This is a genomic window from Burkholderia sp. HAN2018 (assembly GCF_024704855.1).
Taxonomy (GTDB): domain Bacteria; phylum Pseudomonadota; class Gammaproteobacteria; order Burkholderiales; family Burkholderiaceae; genus Burkholderia; species Burkholderia cepacia.
Genome location: NZ_QOBB01000044.1, coordinates 24,920 through 42,017, shown reverse-complemented (window position 1 = coordinate 42,017; position 17,098 = coordinate 24,920). Strand labels below are relative to the sequence as shown.

Below are 17,098 nucleotides of genomic sequence, written 5' to 3'. Positions count from 1 at the left end.
ACATGCTCGCGCGCGTGTCGCCCGACGCGGGCGTCTGGCTGCTGCTGTTCGCGTGGGCCGTGCTCGTCGCGGACGCGCTCGCACGGCTCGCGTTCGGCCCGTGGCGGCGCCTCGCCGCGCTCGTCGTCGCGATCGCGGCGATCTCGGTGCCGCTCGCGAGCGGCTGGTGGGACGGCCTCTCCGTGATGCGCGAATATGCGGTGCGCAGCGACGATTTCTGGCGCGAAGCGATCCGTCACGTGTCGCTCGCGGGCGGCTCGGTGGCCGCCGCGCTCGTCGCGGGCGTGCCGCTCGGCATCGCCTGCGCGCGCATCGCGGCAGTGCGGACCGTCGCGATGCCCGTGCTCAATGTCGTGCAGACGATCCCCAGCATCGCGATGTACGGGCTGATGATGGCCCCGCTCGGGCTGCTGGCCGCACACGTGCCGCTCGCGGCCGCGCTCGGCATCCGCGGCATCGGCGTCGCGCCGGCCGTGCTCGCGCTGTTCCTGTATTCGCTGCTGCCGATCGCGTCGAGTGTCGTGGTCGGGCTCGGACAAGTGCCGCCGCACGTGACCGAAGCCGCGCGCGCGATGGGCATGACGCGCGCGCAGCGGCTGCTGCATGTCGACCTCGTGCTCGCGCTGCCGGTGATCCTGAGCGGCGTGCGCATCGTGCTCGTGCAGAACATCGGGCTGACCGCGGTCGCCGCGCTGATCGGCGGCGGCGGCTTCGGCACCTTCATCTTCCAGGGGATCGGGCAATCGGCCGCCGATCTCGTGCTGCTCGGCGCGATCCCGACGATCGCGCTCGCGCTGGTGGCCGCCGTCATATTCGAAGCCGCGACCACGCTCGCGAAGGGGCGTACAGGATGATCGAGATCGAACGTGCAGGCAAACGCTTCGGCGATGTCGTCGCCGTCGACGACGTCTCGCTGACGATGCAGCGCGGCACGATCACCGCGCTCGTCGGTGCGTCGGGCAGCGGCAAGTCGACGCTGCTGCGCATGATCAACCGGCTGATCGCCCCCACCAGTGGCACGATCCGCATCGACGGCGTCGATACGGCGACCGTCGCGCCCGAACAGCTTCGGCGCGGCATCGGCTACGCGATCCAGGGGCACGGGCTGTTTCCGCACTGGAGCGTCGCGCGCAACATCGCGACCGTGCCGCGCCTGCTCGGCTGGCCGGCCGCGCGCATCGACGCGCGCGTGAACGAGCTGCTCGACCTGTTCCATCTCGCGCCGGCCGAGTTCGCGGACAAGCTGCCGCACGAACTGTCGGGCGGCCAGCAGCAGCGTGTCGGCGTCGCGCGCGCGCTCGCGGCCGAGCCCGCGATGCTGCTGATGGACGAGCCGTTCGGCGCGCTCGATCCGATCATCCGCGGCAAGGCGCAGGACGACCTGTTCGCGTTGCAGCGCCGCCTCGGCATCACGGTCGTGATCGTCACGCACGATATCGAGGAAGCGCTGAAGCTCGGCGACACGATCGCGGTGATGGACGGCGGCCGGCTGCTGCAGGTCGCACCGCCTGCCGAGATTCTCGGCAAGCCGGCGGCCGGTGTCGTCGAGCAGCTCGTCGCGGGCGTCGACCGGCCGCTGCGCCTGCTCGCGCTGACGCAGATCGACGCAGTGGCCGAACCCGGCCATGCGGAGGGCGAGCCGATCGACGCGACGCGCACGCTGCGCGATGCTGTGTCGGAACTGCTGTGGCGCGGTGTCGATGCATTGCCCGTCGACGACGGCGATGCATTGCCCGTCGACGACGGCGATGCACGCAACGTGCGCGGCGCGCGCCGCATCACGCTCGACGCGATCCGCGCGCACGCGAGGCAGCCCGCATGACGACGCCGGATGCCACGCAACGCACACGGCCCTTGCGTTCGCCCCTGCCCCGCCACGTTGCCGCGTTCACGGCGCGCGCCGCCGCGCTCGCGCTGCTGCTCGTGCTGCTGGTGCGGCCGATGTGGCTGCAGGGCCTTTTCGCACCGTTCGCGGACAACGGCGCGCCCGTCATCTACGATCGCGCGAGCCTGCTCGACCTGACGCTCGCGCATCTCGGCACGGTCGCGCTGTCGAGCCTGATCGGCACGATCGTCGCGGTAGCGGCCGGGATCTTCGTCACGCGGCCGGCCGGCGCGGATTTCCTGCCGGTCGCGCGCAGCGTCGTCGACATCGGCCAGACCTTCCCGCCGGTCGCGGTGCTCGCGCTCGCGGTGCCGGCCGTCGGCTTCGGGCTGAAACCCGTACTGATCGCGCTCGTGCTGTATGGCCTGCTGCCGGTTTTCGAAAGCACGATCGCGGGGCTCGAGGACGTGCCGCGCGATGTCGTCGACGCCGCGCGCGGGATGGGGATGAGCGGCTGGCAGCAACTGGTGTCGGTCGAGCTGCCGCTCGCGTTCCCGGTGATCGTCAACGGTATCCGGCTCGCGGTCGTGATCAATCTCGGCACCGCGACGATCGGCTCGACGGTCGCCGCGCGCGGCCTCGGCGACGTGATCATCGCGGGCCTGCAGACGTCGAATACCGCGTTCGTGCTGCAGGGCGGCGTGATCGTCGGGCTGCTCGCGGTGCTCGTCAGCGATGCGATCGGGTCGATTGCGCGAGTGGCGAGCGCGCGGCGCGCCTAGAAGTCATCGCGACATTTTCCAAGGGAGAAGCCATGGCTGTCCTGGACACCGGCCCGTTTTTTCATGGCACGAAAGCGGATTTGCGGATCGGCGACTTGCTGACGGCGGGCTTCAGATCGAATTACCGGGATGACGTCGTGATGAATCACGTTTATTTCACGGCCCTGCCCAAGGGCGCCGGCCTTGCCGCGGAAATGGCCAAAGGCGACGGCAAGCCGCGGGTCTATATCGTCGAGCCCACCGGGGCATTCGAAAACGACCCGAACGTCACGGACAAGAAATTCCCGGGCAATCCGACGCGCTCGTATCGAAGCACATCGCCCTTGAAGATCGTTGGCGAACTCGATCACTGGGAACCGTACGATCCGGCGTTCATCCAGCAACTGAGAATCCGCATCGAAGCCGGCATCGGCGAGATCATCAACTAGCGGTCATCCGGACTCCGATGCGTGTCCACGCAACGATCGCCGCGTCGATCGTTGCGAACGTCACAAGCCTACACATCGCTTTCATTCGAGCCGGCACTCGACCGTCTTGCCCGATTGGCCGATATACTATGCGCCTCCCATTTCCCCGCACTCGACCATGCGACGACGGTTTTTCTGGCTGATCGTGCTCTCGCTCGGCATTGCGCAACAGGTATCGGCCCAGCAAACGCCCGCAGTGCCAGCCTCTCCGCCCGACATGCTGGCATCGGCGCCGGCTGTCGCCTCCGCGCCGCTCGCGAACGCCGACGATCAGCCGAACGAAGCAAACCGCCGCATCACGTCCTACCTGACGAAGAAATTCGGTGTCGCGAAGGAACGGGCCGCCAAGCTCGCCGATATCGTGAGCGTCACTGCGACGAAATATTCGCTGCCTCCCGCACTCGTTTACGCCATCATCTCGATCGAATCGCGCTTCCAGGAAAAGGCGCGCGGCCAGCACGGCGCGACCGGACTGATGCAGGTCGTGCCGTCCGCACACCGCGGCATGCTGCGTAACGTGAAGGACCTGACCGAACCGAATGCGAACGTCGAGGCCGGCTCCCGGATTCTCTCCAGCTACGTGAAAGCGGCCGGCGGCAACGTGCAGGCCGGGCTGAAGAGCTACAGCGGCGGATCCAGCGCGTATGCGGCGAAGGTCATGCAGCGGGTCGATTCGTTCCGGTTCGTGCTCGAACCCGACGACGACGCGAAAGCCGCGAACGAAACGAAGGCGCGGATGGTGCCGGTGAGCGAATCGACGTCGACGTCGACGTCGACATCGACGTCGGCGCGCAACGCGCAATAAGCCAGTACGTCGCACACGTCCCGCCCCACGACTCCCTCTCCGCGCATGCGCGACACGATCCGGTACGCCACCCGCCTTCTCGCCGTCGCCGCGCTCGCGAGCGGCGCAGCGTCCGCGTTCGCCGCGGTCGATTGCGAACGGCAGGGGCCGACGATGGATGCGGTACGCCGATGCATCGTCGACAACAACAACCAGGAAGTGGAACGCGCGTACCGGTCGCTCGAACGCAAGACCCGGCAACGCAACCCCGATGCGGCGAAACAGCTCGCGAAATCGCAGGCAAGCTGGCACGGCTTCGCGAGCGACACCTGCGACTACGTCAGAGCCGCCAATCCGCAGCAGATGATTCCGGACGACGCGTGGCTGAACTGCTGGGTCGACTTCAGCCAGGCGCGCGTGCGCATCCTGAAGAAATGGGAAGCGCAGGGCGACGCACCGCAGCCGGCGCAGCAGTGAACGGCGGACGATCGTCCGCGCAGCCGCCCTTCACGCCTGCGCGAAATGCGCGCGCAGATACTCGATGAAGACCTGCGTCTTCGCCGGCAGCAAGCGCGTTTCCGTCATCGCGTAGACCGGAACGGGCGCACCCTCCCAGTCGGGCAGCACGCGACGCAACCGGCCCGCGGCCACGTCGTCGGCCACGACTTCCGCCGGCATCTGGATGATGCCCGCCTCGTGCACGGCGAGTTGCCGAACCATGCCGACACTGTTCACGATGAAACGCCCGCCCACCGGCACCTCGAGCTCCCACGCGGCGTCGTGCAGCGTCCACGCATCGACGCGCTGCACGCTCAGGCACTGATGCCGCCGCAGGTCGTCCGGTTCGCGCGGCTCGCCCGCGCGCTCGAGATAGCGCGGCGACGCATACAGGTGATTGCGGAACGTCGCGAGCCGCCGCGCGACGAGTTGCGAATCGGCCGATTCGCCGATGCGGATCGCGACGTCGAATGGTTCGCTCACCAGGTCGACACGCCGCGACGTCAGTTCGAAATCGAACGTGAGCTTCGGGTAGCGGTTCGCGAATTCGACGATCAGCGGCGCCAGGTAGACCACCGCGAAATCGACCGGAAACGACGCGCGCAGCACGCCCGACGGTTCGGCCAGCAACTCGCCGAGCTGCTCGTGCGCGAGCCGCGCTTCGTCGACGATGCGTTTGCAGCGCTCGAAATACAGCTGCCCGGCTTCCGTGAGCTCGATCCGGCGCGTCGTGCGATGCAGCAGCCGCAAGCCGATCGCCTTTTCCAGCGCGCCGATGCGCCGCGACAGCGTCGAATTCGGCATCCCCAGCGCGTCGGCCGCGCTGCGAAAGCCCTTCGCCTTCACGACCTCCACGAACAGCGCCATGTCGTTCAGCAGTTCCACGCCCACTGCTCCATCAATGGATCAATGTTATCCAAACTACCATGTTTATCTCGAAAAGGAAGCAATGGATGATGTGTCCATGGCGGCGAGGCGCGCGCACGGTGCGCGGCCCGCGCCCGAGACGGCACCGCCCCGGTGCCGTTACCCGACCCTCGAGGAGCACGCACCATGGACGCATTGTTCACCCCGGCCCGTGTCGGCCGCTACACGCTGCAGAACCGCCTGGTCATGGCACCGATGACGCGCAGCCGCGCCGCGTTCGACGGCACGCCCGGCGCACTGGCCGCCGAGTACTACGCGCAGCGCGCGGATCTCGGCCTGATCGTCAGCGAAGGCACGCAGCCGTCGGACGACGGCCAGGGTTACCTGACGACGCCCGGCATCTACACCGATGCACACGTCGCCGGCTGGAAGGCGGTCAGCGAGCGCGTGCATGCGCGCGGCGCCCGCCTGTTCATCCAGCTGATGCACGTGGGGCGCATGTCGCATCCCGACAATACGCCGCATCATCGCCAGGGCGTCGCGCCTTCCGCGATCGCGCCGGGCGTGCCGATGTTCACGATGAAAGGGATGCAGGAGATTCCCGCGCCGCGCGCGCTGACGACGGACGAAGTGCGCGGCACCGTGAACGACTTCCGCTTCGCCGCGCGCCGCGCGATCGAGGCCGGCGCCGACGGCGTCGAGATCCACGGCGCAAACGGGTATCTGGTCCAGCAGTTCTTCGCGCCGAACGCGAACACGCGCAGCGACGCCTACGGCGGTTCAATCGAAAATCGTGCGCGCTTCGCGATCGAGGTTGCCGAGGCGATCGCCGACGAGATCGGCGCGGACCGTACCGCGATTCGCCTGTCGCCGGGCACCACGTTGTGGGGCATCGACGAAGGCACGGAAGGGCCGGACCTGTATCGCTACCTGGCGACGCAGCTCGACCGGCTCGGCCTCGCGTACCTGCACGTGATGCACCAGGGCAACGAGCCGCTGCTCGCGGACCTGCGCGCACGCTGGAACGGCACGCTGATCGTGAACCGGCCGGGCCGCACGCGCGACGCGATCGGCACGGATGTCGCGACGGGTCTTGCCGATCTCGAAGCGTACGGCCAGATGGTGCTCGCGAATCCGGATTTCGTCACGCGGCTGAAGACGGGCGCACCGATGAACGACGCGCAGCGCGACACGTTCTTCGGCGGCGATGCGCGCGGGTATGTGGATTATCCGGCGTTGGATGGGGCAGCTGCGGCTTGACGCGATTACACGGGGCGATAGCTGCGACACGCCTGAACTGTTTCGCAGCTATCGCCGGTGAACCGCGCGATATCCGTCAAAGGCCGAACGTCTCATTGCTCGCCACCTGTCACATTGAACGGAGCGATCCTGATGAGACTGTCGCAGGCATGGCTCGTAGAGGGCGGCATCACGATGCATTGACCGGGAAGGCCACCGCAAGCTGCTGGAGCGGGTCCGCAGTGGGTTGCCCAAAAGCGCTCGCGTGACAAGTGACGGGGGAACGTCTCATTGTTCCGATATTCCAGGAACAATGAGCAATCGCGTGGGCGGATTGCCTCTCCGCCCCGCCCCCTTCAAAGCTGCCCCGCCGCCCCCGTCCACCGCAAGTAATCCCCGCGCGTCCAGTCGAGCGACACGCCGACGCGCTTCGTACCCGGCCGGATCTTCGGCTTGTACACCGACAGCGTCAGCGACTCCAGCGCCGGCCATTCGCGGAACGACAGCACCGCGATGTCGGCGACGAGCGTCTCCAGCAGCCGCGTATGCGGCTTGTGCGACAGGAACGCGGCAAGTCGCGCGCAATAACCGTCGTAATCGATCCACTCGCCCTGCTCGCTCGGCTCGCAGCGATAGCCGAGCCGGGCATCGATCACGATCGGCTGCGGCGCTTCATGCTCGTGCGCATGAATGCCGATCCGCGCGGGCACCTTCAGTTCGTCGACGAACACGCTCCAGCCGTGCCCGCGCAGGCGCGGCGCGTCGATCGCCACGAACGGTTCGTCGAACGGCTTCATGATGCGAGCGGCGCGGCAGCGTCGAGCATGATCCGCACGAAATAGTCGGCGAAGCTGCGGCGCAGGACGATCTCGAACGCATCGTCGCCGGTCGGGACCAGCACGATCGACGTCTTGAAGTAGTGCGACTGCGCGCACTGGCCCGGCTTGAACACGCGCGGGTGGAGATCGAGCGGGCAGCCGCGCGCGAGCACGTCGCGCACACGTTCGCCGCTGATCTCGACGACGGTATAACCGCTGCCGACGTCGACGGCCGCCGCATACGAACCCTGCACGGCCTCCGCGAGTCGCGCCTCCAGCACGCCCGCCTGCACGGGCCCGTGCGAGCGCACGAGCCACTCGTCGGGGCCGAGCCACAGCACGTCGTACTCGGCGCCGCGGGCAACGGTGTTCGGCGCCGCCGGCGGCCGGCAGCCGACCACGCGCTCGAACGCGGCGACGAACGCCGGATCGCTCAACTCGCCGCGCACGTTCACGAGATCGAGGAACGGCCGCTCGCGCAGCGTGAATTTCTTCGATGCGCGCGCCTGGTGCGGCTTCAGCACGTCGGCCGCGCCGACGAACGGCGATTCAAGCGTCACGCCGCCCGCGCCCGCCACCTGCGTCTGGTTTCTGGTTTCATTCCACATGCTGGCGCACCCCTTCGGTATCGTAGAAAACCGGGCTCGAGATCTTCGCGGTGATGCGCTTGCCGTTGGCCAGCGGAATCACGACGCTCTCGCCCATCTTGTTCAGGCCGCCCTTCACCACCGCGAGCGCGATCGAGCGCTTCAGGATCGGGCTGTAGTAGCTCGACGTCACGTGGCCGATCATCGGCGTCGGATCGACCGCCGACACCTGCGTGTCCTTCGCGACGATCTGCGCGCCTTCCGGCAGCACGAAATGTTCGTCCTCGGTCAGCAGGCCGACGAACTGCTTGCGGCCCTCCTTCGCGGTGTCCGAGCGCGCGAGCGAACGCTTGCCGAGGAAGTCCTTCGACTTCGCGACCAGCCCGCCCATCCCGAGGTCGTACGGCGTGACCGAGCCGTCGGTGTCCTGGCCGACGATGATGTAGCCCTTCTCCGCACGCAGCACGTGCATCGTTTCGGTGCCGTACGGCGTGATGTCGAACTCGGCACCGGCGGCCATCAGCGCTTCCCACACCGCGCGGCCCGCATTCGCCGGCACGTTCACTTCATAGGCCAGCTCGCCCGAGAAGCTGATCCGCATCACGCGCGCCTTCGCGCCGGCAACGGTGCCGTTCCGGTAGCTCATGAACGGGAACGCTTCGTTGCCGAAGTCGATGTCCTGGCACACCTTCTGCACGACCTTGCGGCTCTTCGGGCCGACCACCGCGAACGTCGCCCAGTGATCGGTAACCGACGACAGCCGCACCTTCATGTCGGGCCATTCGGTCTGCAGCCAGCGTTCGAGCCACGTAAGCACGCGCGCCGCGCCACCCGTCGTGGTCGTCATCATGAAATGCTGGTCGGCGAGGCGCACCGTCACGCCGTCGTCGAACACCATCCCGTTTTCGTCGAGCATCAGCCCGTAGCGGCACTTGCCGACCTCGAGCTTGTTCCACGGGTTCGTGTACATCCAGTTCAGCAGCTTCACGGCATCCGGGCCCTGGATGTCGATCTTGCCGAGCGTCGATGCGTCGAGGATGCCGACGCTGTTGCGCACCGCCAGGCATTCGCGCTTCACGGCCGCATGGAGATCCTCGCCGTTCTTCGGGAAGTACCACGGCCGCTTCCAGTTGCCGACGTCCTCGAACAGCGCGCCGTGCTCGACGTGCCACTCGTGCACGCAGGTCTTGCGGATCGGGTCGAGGAAATCGCCGAGCTCGCGGCCCGCGAACGTACCGAACGAAACGGGCGTGTAGTTCGGGCGGAACGTGGTCGTGCCCGTTTCCGGAATCGACTTGCCGAGCGCCCCCGCGAGGATCGCCATCCCGTTGATGTTGCCGAGCTTGCCCTGGTCGGTGCCGAAGCCCATCGCCGTATAACGCTTCACGTGCTCGACCGACTCGAAGCCTTCGCGCGCGGCAAGCAGGATGTCGGCGGCCGACACGTCGTTCTGGAAATCGACGAACTGCTTCGGCCCGCGCGCCGCGGCCTCGCGGCTGCCGACGAGCCACAGCGGCTGCAGTGCGCCTTCGACGGTTTCCGCGACCTGCGGCGCGACCGGGCGCTGCTCGGCCGTGAAGCCCGCGGCCTTCGCCGCTTCCACGCCCGCATCGACCGCGAGCCGCAGCGCGCGCGCCAGGCCGAATTCCCCGGCCGCCGCGCCGATGCTCGCTTCCGCCTGCACGGGCTTGCCCGGCAGGAAACACGCCTTCTCGTCGCTCCAGCACGCCTTGCCGCCCGACTGCGCGAACAGGTGCAGCACGGGGCTGAAGCCGCCCGACATCGCGACGAGGTCGCACGGCAGCGTCTGCAGCTTGCCGCCCACCTGGCCGTTCGTGCTGGACGCGACGTCGACCGACGATACGCGCCACTTGCCCGATGCAGCCGTCACGACGGCGCCGCTCAACACCGTCACGCCCTGCCGCTTCGCCGCGGCCGGCAGCGCGCCGTTCGACGATGCGCGCGAATCGACGACCGTCACCTTCGCGCCGCACGCCTTCAGGTCGAGCGCGGTCTGGTACGCACGATCGTTGTTCGTGAACACGACCGCGTTGCGGCCCGGCAGCACGCCGAAGCGATGCACGTAGGTGGACACCGCGCCGGCGAGCATCACGCCCGGCAGGTCGTTGTTGCCGAACACGATCGGACGCTCGTGCGCGCCGGTCGCGAGAATCACGCGCTTCGCGCGAACCTTCCACAGCAGCTCGCGGGTGCCCTTGCGCATCGACACGGGCAGGTGATCGGTCAGGCGCTGCGTGACCGTCACGAGGTTGTGGTCCTGGTAGCCAAACGCGGTGCTGCGCGACAGGATCGTCACGTCGGGCAGCTTGCGCAGCTCGGCCTCGATCTTCTCGACCCACTGCAGCGCGGGCTTCGCGTCGATTTCCGCGCGACACGACAGCAGGCTGCCGCCGAGCTCGCGCTGGTCGTCGACGAGGATCACGCGCGCGCCGGCCGTGGCCGCCGCATGCGCGGCCGCGAGCCCCGACGGGCCGCCGCCCACGACGAGCACGTCGCAGTGCGCATAGCACTTGTCGTAGCGATCGGCGTCGAGCGCTTCCGGCGCCTTGCCGAGGCCGGCGGCTTCGCGGATCTTCTCTTCGTACTTCGGCCACATGTTGCGCGGCCACATGAAGGTCTTGTAGTAGAAGCCGGCCGGCAGGAAGCGCGACAGCTTCTGGTTGATCGCGTACTTGTCGTTCTCGAGCGTCGGCTCGGCGTTCACGCTCGACGCGACGAGCCCCTGGTACAGCTCGATCTCGGTCGCGCGCGCATTCGGCACCGTGTACGGGCCCGATTCGAGCTGCACGACCGCATTCGGTTCCGCGACGTCGGCCGTCACGATCCCGCGCGGGCGGTGGTACTTGAAGCTGCGCGCGACGAAGTGCACGCCGTTCGCGAGCAGCGCGGACGCGAGCGTGTCGCCCTGGAAGCCCTGATACGTGCGGCCGTTGAACGTGAACGTCAACGGAATCGCGCGATTGATGCGGCCACCGGTGCCGAGGCGGTCTTTCTGGCTCATTTGCTCGTGCCCTCTTCGTGTGCGTTGCCGGCAGCGTCGCCGCCGAACTTTTCGTAGCCCTTGATATCGTAGGTCACCGTGTCGCGCGTGGCCTTGAACCAGCGGCGGCAGCCCTGCGCGTGCAGCCATTGCTCCTTGTGCAGCCCGCGCTTGTTCTCGCGCATGAACACGTATTCGCCCCATTCGCGGTCGGTCATGTTCTCGTTGTTGACGGGGCGCACGATGTCGGCTTCACCGCCGCACGAGAACTCGGATTCGGCGCGCGGCCCGCACCACGGACATTCGATCAGCAACATGTTTTCTTCTCCTCGTTCAGTGCGCGACGGCAGCTGCGCCGTGCTCGTCGATCAGGTGGCCCGTGTAGAAGCGGTCGAGCGCGAACGGCGCGTTCAGCGGATGCGGTTCGTCGCGCGCGATCGTGTGCGCGAACACCCAGCCCGAGCCGGGCGTCGCCTTGAAGCCGCCGGTGCCCCAGCCGCAGTTGAAGTAGAGGCCCTTCACGTCGGTCTTGGTGATGATCGGGCACGCATCCGGCGACACGTCGACGATGCCGCCCCACTGGCGGTTCATCCGCACGCGCGAGAACACCGGGAACATCTCGACGATCGCCTGCAGCGTGCTTTCGATGATGTGGAAGCTGCCGCGCTGGCCGAAGCCCGTGTACTGGTCGATACCCGCGCCGATCACGAGGTCGCCCTTGTCGGACTGGCTGATGTACGCGTGCACCGCGTTCGACATGATCACCGAGTTCACGACCGGCTTGATCGGCTCGGACACCAGCGCCTGCAGCGGGTGGCTTTCGATCGGCAGGCGCACGCCGGCCATGTCGGCGAGCGTCGTCGTGTTGCCGGCCGCGACCACCGCCACCTTCTTCGCCTTGATGAAGCCCTTCACCGTATCGACGCCGACCACCGCGCCGCCTTCGCGGCGAATGCCCGTCACCTGGCAGTTCTGGATGATGTCGACACCCGCGCGGTCCGCGCCGCGCGCGAAACCCCAGGCCACCGCGTCGTGACGCGCCACACCGGCGCGGCGCTGGATCGACGCGCCGAGCACCGGATAGCGGCTATTCAGGTTGATGGTCGGCTCGATTTCCTTGATCTGCGCGGGCGTCAGGAATTCGGCGTCGACACCGTTCAGGCGGTTCGCGTTCACGCGGCGCTCGGTGTCACGCACGTCCTGCAGCGTGTGGGCCAGGTTCATCACGCCGCGCTGGCTGAACATCACGTTGTAGTTCAGGTCCTGCGACAGCCCTTCCCACAGCTTCATCGCCTTCTCGTACAGCGCGGCCGATTCGTCCCACAGATAGTTCGAGCGCACGATCGTCGTATTGCGCGCGGTGTTGCCGCCGCCGATCCAGCCCTTCTCGAGGATCGCGACGTTCGTGATGCCGTGTTCCTTCGCGAGGTAGTAGGCGGTCGCGAGGCCGTGGCCGCCGCCGCCGACGATCACGACGTCGTATTCCTTCTTCGGTTCCGGGCTCTTCCACTGCTTTTCCCAGTTCTCGTGATACGAGAGACCGTTGCGGAACAGGCTGAATATCGAGTAGCGGCTCATGTTGTGGTCCTTCGTTAGCATTCGATGACGTTCACGGCCAGACCGCCGCGCGACGTTTCCTTGTATTTCGTCTTCATGTCGGCGCCCGTCTCGCGCATCGTCTTGATGACCGAGTCGAGCGACACGTAGTGCTGGCCGTTGCCCTTGAGCGCCATGCGCGACGCGTTCAGCGCCTTGATCGCGCCCATCGCGTTGCGCTCGATGCACGGGATCTGCACGAGCCCGCCGACGGGGTCGCAGGTCATCCCGAGGTTGTGCTCCATGCCGATCTCGGCCGCGTTCTCGACCTGGTCGGGCGTGCCGCCCATCACCGCGGCGAGCGCGGCGGCCGCCATCGAGCACGCGACGCCCACTTCGCCCTGGCAGCCGACTTCCGCGCCGGAGATCGACGCGGTTTCCTTGTAGATGATCCCGATCGCCGCGGCCGTCATCAGGAATTCGACGATGCCGGCTTCGTTCGAGCCCGGCACGAATTTCACGTAGTAGTGCAGCACCGCGGGGATCACGCCGGCCGCGCCGTTGGTCGGCGCGGTGACGACACGGCCGCCCGCCGCGTTCTCCTCGTTGACGGCCATCGCATACAGGTTGACCCAGTCGAGCATCGACAGCGGGTCGCGCAGCGACTCTTCCGAACGCGCGCGCAGGCGGGCATTCAGCTCGGCCGCGCGGCGCTTCACGCGCATCGGGCCCGGCAGGTCGCCCTCGACCTTGCAGCCGCGCTCGACGCAGGCGGCCATCGTGCGCCAGATCGCGAGCAGCCCGGCGCGCACTTCGTCGGCGGGGCGCAGCGCGCATTCGTTGCGCATCATCAGCTCGGCGATCGACAGCCCGTGCTCGCGGCACTGGCGCATCAGGTCGTCGCCGGTGCGGAACGGGTACGGCACCTCGACCGCCGCGCGCACGCCGTTCACGCGATCGCCGTCGCGGTTCACGACGAAGCCGCCGCCAACCGAGTAATACTCTTTCTCGACGAGCAGCTGGCCGTGTTCGTCGAAGGCCTGGAAGCGCATCCCGTTCGGGTGCACGATGCTCGTGCCGCTCATCAGCTTGCGATAGAAGCCGATGTGTTCCTTTTCGTCGAAGCGCACCGTCTGCCTGCCGAGCAGCGACAGCGATTTCTCCGCGCGGATCGCGGCCAGCCGCGGCTCGATCAGGTCGGGATCGATCGTGTCGGGCAGGTGGCCCTCGAGGCCGAGCAGCACGGCCTTGTCGGTGCCGTGGCCCTTGCCGGTCGCGCCGAGCGAGCCGTATAGTTCGACCCGCACGCGGCGCACGAAACCGAGCAGGTTCGCGTCCTCCACGTGCGACGCGAAGCGGCACGCGGCGATCATCGGGCCGACCGTGTGCGAACTGGACGGGCCGATGCCGATCTTGAACAGGTCGAACGCGCTGACGTTCATCTGGCTTCCTCTGGATGGGGACATACATCAAGTGACGTTGGGCACCAGTACATCAAAGCGTAAAATCGGCCGATAGAACAAAAACGGCATCGGCGTGGGATACCGCCGCCAAGCGCCGCGCCGGCGGGCCGGAAAGTGCGTTTTGGCGATGGTTCGCGACGGAAAACCACAAGTCGCGCCGGAGCCGATCGGCGACGCTGGCTGCATCCGCGTCGCCCGGCCGTGCCCGACTGCCGTACCCGCGTTACCCGTATCGACAGACTGAGTGAGACCGCCTGCCCGGCGTGAAGAGATTGGCCGCGATGACACCCGACGTACCCGCTTCCCCCCTCGCAGAACCCGCACCGCGACGCATCCGCTTCGGCATCGTGCTGCTGCCGAACTTCACGCTGACGGCCTTCTCGGGCTTCGTCGACATGCTCCGGCTGTCGGCGGACGACGGCGACTACAGCAAGCCCGTGCGCTGCGCGTGGAGCGTGATCGGCGAAACCCTCGCGCCGGTGCGCGCGAGCTGCGGGATCCAGATCACGCCATGGGAAACCTTCGACGCGGCCGAGCCGTTCGACTACGTGGTGGTGGTCGGCGGGCTGCTGCATTCGGGGCCGCAAGCGGGCCCCGAGACGCTCGACTTCATCCGCCGCGCGGCGGCCGGCGGCGCAACGGTCGTCGGGATCTGCACCGGCGTGTTCACGCTGATGCGCGCAGGCGTGCTCGACGGCTACCGCACCTGCGTGAGCTGGTTCCATTACTGGGATTTCATCGAGCGCTTTCCGGCCGCCGATCCCGACCTGCTGATCGCCGACCGCCTGTTCGTGATCGACCGGCGCCGCATCACCTGCTCGGGCGGCCGCGCGTCGATCGACGTCGCCGCCGCGATCCTGCTGCGCCATTTCGATCACGCGACCGTGCAGAAGGCGCTGCGCATCCTGCTGGTCGGCGAGATGCAGAAAGGGAATGCGCCGCAGCCGCATCCGCCGGGCCTCGAGCCGGCGACGCACCCGAAGGTCAAGCGCGCGATTCTCCTGATGGAACAGCATGTCGGGCGGGCGCTGTCGCTCGATGAACTCGCGAACAAGCTCGACCTGTCGACGCGGCAGCTCGAACGGCTGTTCAAGGCGGAAACGGGCAAGAGCCCGCAGGCGTTCGCGAAACAGGTGCGGCTGCGCACGGCCGCGTGGCTGCTGACCAGTTCCGACCGCACGGTGGCCGATATCGCGTCGAGCTGCGGGTTCGCCGATGCGTCGCACCTCGGGCGCGAGTTCCGCAAGCAGTTCGGCGTGCCGCCGGCGACTTATCGGGAGCGCGGCGGAGAAGTGGCGGAAGCCGGCGCGACGGCAGATGCGACGGACGACTCCGTCGAGGACATCGCCGACTGACGGCCAACGCACCCGCACTGCTCTTTCCCGCCCGGCTGACCCACCGCGAAACGATAGTCGATCGCGCCGATTTCCCTTCAAATGGAACCGGTTTCAGTTGATTTAACCGACGTTGCCCTCCGTTGATCGAGGGTTATCCCGGATGCTTCGTCGCGCTCAAATTTGTATGATGACCACATAACCTTACAAGCCAGAGCACCATGTTCGAGAAAATTCCCGCCCGTGCGATGAGCGACCATGTCGCGCAACAACTGCTCAAGCAGATCGAAGTCGGCAGCTTCTCGGCCACCGGCAAGCTGCCGACGGAGGCCGTGCTCGCGCAGGAATTCGGCGTGAGCCGCACCGTGATCCGCGAGGCGATCTCGCGGCTGAAGAACGAAGGCGTGGTCGAGCCGCGCCAGGGCAGCGGCGTGTACGTGAACCAGCACGGCGCGATCCGGCCGCTGCGGATCGACTATGCGGAAGCGGTCGAGGCCACCTCGCTGCCGCACCTGCTCGCGGTGCGCCGCGCGATCGAGGCCGAGGTCGCGGCCGAAGCGGCCCTGCACCACACCGACGAGGACATGGCCGACATCGACGAGGCGCTGCGCAAGATCGACGATGCCGTGGCCGAAGGGCGCGACGGCGTCGCGGAAGACGTCGCGTTCCACCGCACGATCGCGGCCGTCACCGGCAACCCGTATTTCCTGAAGACGCTGCAGTTCCTGAACCAGTACCTCGAAGCCGGCGTGAAGGTCACGCGGCGCAACGAAGCGACGCGCGAGGACTTCTCGCGCCAGGTGCGCGAGGAACACGCGGCGATCGCCGACGCGATCCGCGCGCGCGACCCGATGGCCGCGCGCAACGCGGCACGCACGCATATGTACAACGCCGCCCGCCGTCTCGCGGAAGCCGGCATCTGCTGAAGCCGGCGGCCGCGGCCGTTACGGGCGCCGCCGCTGTCACGAACCTCTTCCGAATCGATCAAGGTTGACCATGTCACGAAATGTTGGAGTCATCGGCCTCGGCGCGATGGGCCTCGGCGTCGCCCGCTCGCTGCTGCGCGCCGGCCTGCGCGTGCACGCATGCGACGTGCGCGAAACCGTGCTGCAGGCATTCGCCGCCGAAGGCGGCGTCGCCTGCGCGACGCCGGCCGAACTCGGCGCGCAGTGCGACGTCGTCGTTACGCTCGTCGTGAATGCCGCGCAGACCGAAACGGTGCTGTTCGGCGAGCACGGCGCGGTCGCGGCGATGAAGCCGGGCGGCGTCGTGATCGCCAGCGCGACCGTCGCACCGGAATTCGCGGTGGCACTCGGCGCACGCATCGAGGCCGCCGGCCTGCAGATGCTCGATGCGCCCGTATCCGGCGGCGCCGCGCGCGCGGCCTCCGGCGAGATGACGATGATGACGTCGGGCCCGGCCGCCGCGTACGCGGGCTGCGAGGACGTGCTCGCCGCGATCGCCGGCAAGGTCTATCGCCTCGGCGATGCGCACGGCATCGGCTCGAAGGTGAAGATCATCAACCAGTTGCTGGCCGGCGTGCATATCGCAGCAGCAGCCGAGGCGATGGCGCTGGGCTTGCGCGAAGGCGTCGATGCCGATGCGCTGTACGACGTGATCACGCACAGCGCCGGCAATTCGTGGATGTTCGAGAACCGCGTGCCGCACATCCTGAACGGCGACTACACGCCGCTGTCGGCCGTCGACATCTTCGTGAAGGATCTCGGCCTCGTGCTCGATACCGCACGCCGCAGCAAGTTCCCGCTGCCGCTGTCGGCCACCGCGCACCAGATGTTCATGAGCGCGTCGAGCGCCGGCCACGGCGGCGAGGACGATTCCGCCGTGATCAAGACCTTCCCCGGCATCACGCTGCCGCCCGCCCGCTGATTCGAACGAC

The 17,098-nt window shown here is 67.7% G+C and carries 17 protein-coding genes; 10 read left to right on the top strand and 7 right to left on the bottom strand.

Annotated elements, in window-relative coordinates; genetic code table 11:
- The 6 genes from DPV74_RS14355 to DPV74_RS14330 form a co-directional block, all read left to right on the top strand.
- The coding region (locus DPV74_RS14355; RefSeq protein WP_162923035.1) for an ABC transporter permease at positions 1–854 on the top strand (854 nt) is incomplete at its 5' end.
- On the top strand, positions 851–1,822 hold the full coding sequence (locus DPV74_RS14350) for an ABC transporter ATP-binding protein (protein WP_119337432.1): 972 nt from the start codon (positions 851–853) through the stop codon (positions 1,820–1,822). The genes DPV74_RS14355 and DPV74_RS14350, both read left to right, overlap by 4 nt.
- Entirely contained in the window at positions 1,819–2,607 is a 789-nt protein-coding gene (locus DPV74_RS14345; protein ID WP_027790637.1) for an ABC transporter permease, read from the top strand. Before DPV74_RS14350 ends, DPV74_RS14345 begins: the two co-directional genes overlap by 4 nt.
- A gap of 32 nt (positions 2,608–2,639) precedes the next feature.
- Complete coding sequence (arr, locus tag DPV74_RS14340; protein WP_119337431.1) at positions 2,640–3,035, top strand: NAD(+)--rifampin ADP-ribosyltransferase; 396 nt, start codon at positions 2,640–2,642, stop codon at positions 3,033–3,035.
- Positions 3,036–3,192: 157 nt separating this feature from the next.
- Positions 3,193–3,879 (top strand): lytic transglycosylase domain-containing protein, encoded by a 687-nt coding sequence (locus DPV74_RS14335; RefSeq protein WP_119337430.1) that lies wholly within the window; start codon positions 3,193–3,195, stop codon positions 3,877–3,879.
- Positions 3,880–3,924: 45 nt separating this feature from the next.
- Entirely contained in the window at positions 3,925–4,335 is a 411-nt protein-coding gene (locus DPV74_RS14330) for a lysozyme inhibitor LprI family protein (protein WP_081078886.1), read from the top strand.
- Positions 4,336–4,365: 30 nt separating this feature from the next.
- Here the strand turns inward: DPV74_RS14330 and DPV74_RS14325 are convergent, their stop codons facing one another.
- Positions 4,366–5,241, bottom strand: coding sequence for a LysR family transcriptional regulator (locus tag DPV74_RS14325; protein ID WP_119337434.1), 876 nt, complete (start codon positions 5,239–5,241; stop codon positions 4,366–4,368).
- Between the two features lie 168 nt (positions 5,242–5,409).
- Between DPV74_RS14325 and DPV74_RS14320 the strand changes: the two genes are divergently transcribed.
- Positions 5,410–6,483, top strand: coding sequence for an alkene reductase (locus tag DPV74_RS14320; RefSeq protein ID WP_119337429.1), 1,074 nt, complete (start codon positions 5,410–5,412; stop codon positions 6,481–6,483).
- 335 nt (positions 6,484–6,818) lie between these two features.
- Here the strand turns inward: DPV74_RS14320 and DPV74_RS14315 are convergent, their stop codons facing one another.
- The 6 genes from DPV74_RS14315 to DPV74_RS14290 are packed head-to-tail and all read right to left on the bottom strand — an operon-like array spanning position 6,819 to position 13,846.
- On the bottom strand, positions 6,819–7,259 hold the full coding sequence (locus DPV74_RS14315; protein ID WP_027790632.1) for a dihydroneopterin aldolase: 441 nt from the start codon (positions 7,257–7,259) through the stop codon (positions 6,819–6,821).
- Entirely contained in the window at positions 7,256–7,888 is a 633-nt protein-coding gene (locus tag DPV74_RS14310; protein WP_059622413.1) for a sarcosine oxidase subunit gamma, read from the bottom strand. The genes DPV74_RS14315 and DPV74_RS14310 overlap by 4 nt, the downstream gene beginning before the upstream one ends.
- Positions 7,878–10,889 carry a sarcosine oxidase subunit alpha family protein gene (locus tag DPV74_RS14305; protein ID WP_119337428.1) on the bottom strand — a complete coding sequence of 1,004 codons (3,012 nt, stop codon included), beginning with the start codon at positions 10,887–10,889 and terminating at the stop codon, positions 7,878–7,880. Before DPV74_RS14305 ends, DPV74_RS14310 begins: the two co-directional genes overlap by 11 nt.
- Entirely contained in the window at positions 10,886–11,185 is a 300-nt protein-coding gene (locus DPV74_RS14300; protein WP_027790629.1) for a sarcosine oxidase subunit delta, read from the bottom strand. Before DPV74_RS14300 ends, DPV74_RS14305 begins: the two co-directional genes overlap by 4 nt.
- A 16-nt stretch (positions 11,186–11,201) precedes the next feature.
- The gene (locus DPV74_RS14295) at positions 11,202–12,446 is read right to left on the bottom strand and encodes a sarcosine oxidase subunit beta family protein (protein WP_006480591.1); all 1,245 of its coding nucleotides are present in this window, start codon (positions 12,444–12,446) and stop codon (positions 11,202–11,204) included.
- Between the two features lie 14 nt (positions 12,447–12,460).
- Entirely contained in the window at positions 12,461–13,846 is a 1,386-nt protein-coding gene (locus DPV74_RS14290) for an L-serine ammonia-lyase (RefSeq protein WP_119337427.1), read from the bottom strand.
- 302 nt (positions 13,847–14,148) lie between these two features.
- Between DPV74_RS14290 and DPV74_RS14285 the strand changes: the two genes are divergently transcribed.
- The 3 genes from DPV74_RS14285 (at position 14,149) to ltnD (ending at position 17,088) form a co-directional block, all read left to right on the top strand.
- The gene (locus tag DPV74_RS14285) at positions 14,149–15,222 is read left to right on the top strand and encodes a GlxA family transcriptional regulator (RefSeq protein ID WP_027790627.1); all 1,074 of its coding nucleotides are present in this window, start codon (positions 14,149–14,151) and stop codon (positions 15,220–15,222) included.
- Between the two features lie 200 nt (positions 15,223–15,422).
- Positions 15,423–16,127 carry a FadR/GntR family transcriptional regulator gene (locus tag DPV74_RS14280; protein WP_027790626.1) on the top strand — a complete coding sequence of 235 codons (705 nt, stop codon included), beginning with the start codon at positions 15,423–15,425 and terminating at the stop codon, positions 16,125–16,127.
- A 70-nt stretch (positions 16,128–16,197) separates the two neighbouring features.
- Positions 16,198–17,088, top strand: a complete 891-nt coding sequence (gene ltnD, locus DPV74_RS14275; protein WP_119337426.1) for an L-threonate dehydrogenase — start codon at positions 16,198–16,200, stop codon at positions 17,086–17,088.
- Positions 17,089–17,098: the final 10 nt, after the last annotated feature.

Excerpts from the sequence above, each read along its gene's own strand:
- DPV74_RS14290 (WP_119337427.1), bottom strand. The coding sequence starts at position 13,846 with ATGAACGTCAGCGCGTTCGACCTGTTCAAGATCGGCATCGGCCCGTCC.
- DPV74_RS14285 (WP_027790627.1), top strand. The coding sequence starts at position 14,149 with ATGACACCCGACGTACCCGCTTCCCCCCTCGCAGAACCCGCACCGCGA.
- DPV74_RS14295 (WP_006480591.1), bottom strand. The coding sequence starts at position 12,446 with ATGAGCCGCTACTCGATATTCAGCCTGTTCCGCAACGGTCTCTCGTAT.
- DPV74_RS14320 (WP_119337429.1), top strand. The coding sequence starts at position 5,410 with ATGGACGCATTGTTCACCCCGGCCCGTGTCGGCCGCTACACGCTGCAG.
- DPV74_RS14350 (WP_119337432.1), top strand. The coding sequence starts at position 851 with ATGATCGAGATCGAACGTGCAGGCAAACGCTTCGGCGATGTCGTCGCC.
- DPV74_RS14310 (WP_059622413.1), bottom strand. The coding sequence starts at position 7,888 with ATGTGGAATGAAACCAGAAACCAGACGCAGGTGGCGGGCGCGGGCGGC.
- arr (WP_119337431.1), top strand. The coding sequence starts at position 2,640 with ATGGCTGTCCTGGACACCGGCCCGTTTTTTCATGGCACGAAAGCGGAT.
- DPV74_RS14345 (WP_027790637.1), top strand. The coding sequence starts at position 1,819 with ATGACGACGCCGGATGCCACGCAACGCACACGGCCCTTGCGTTCGCCC.
- DPV74_RS14300 (WP_027790629.1), bottom strand. The coding sequence starts at position 11,185 with ATGTTGCTGATCGAATGTCCGTGGTGCGGGCCGCGCGCCGAATCCGAG.
- DPV74_RS14330 (WP_081078886.1), top strand. The coding sequence starts at position 3,925 with ATGCGCGACACGATCCGGTACGCCACCCGCCTTCTCGCCGTCGCCGCG.
- ltnD (WP_119337426.1), top strand. The coding sequence starts at position 16,198 with ATGTCACGAAATGTTGGAGTCATCGGCCTCGGCGCGATGGGCCTCGGC.
- DPV74_RS14335 (WP_119337430.1), top strand. The coding sequence starts at position 3,193 with ATGCGACGACGGTTTTTCTGGCTGATCGTGCTCTCGCTCGGCATTGCG.
- DPV74_RS14315 (WP_027790632.1), bottom strand. The coding sequence starts at position 7,259 with ATGAAGCCGTTCGACGAACCGTTCGTGGCGATCGACGCGCCGCGCCTG.
- DPV74_RS14305 (WP_119337428.1), bottom strand. The coding sequence starts at position 10,889 with ATGAGCCAGAAAGACCGCCTCGGCACCGGTGGCCGCATCAATCGCGCG.
- DPV74_RS14280 (WP_027790626.1), top strand. The coding sequence starts at position 15,423 with ATGTTCGAGAAAATTCCCGCCCGTGCGATGAGCGACCATGTCGCGCAA.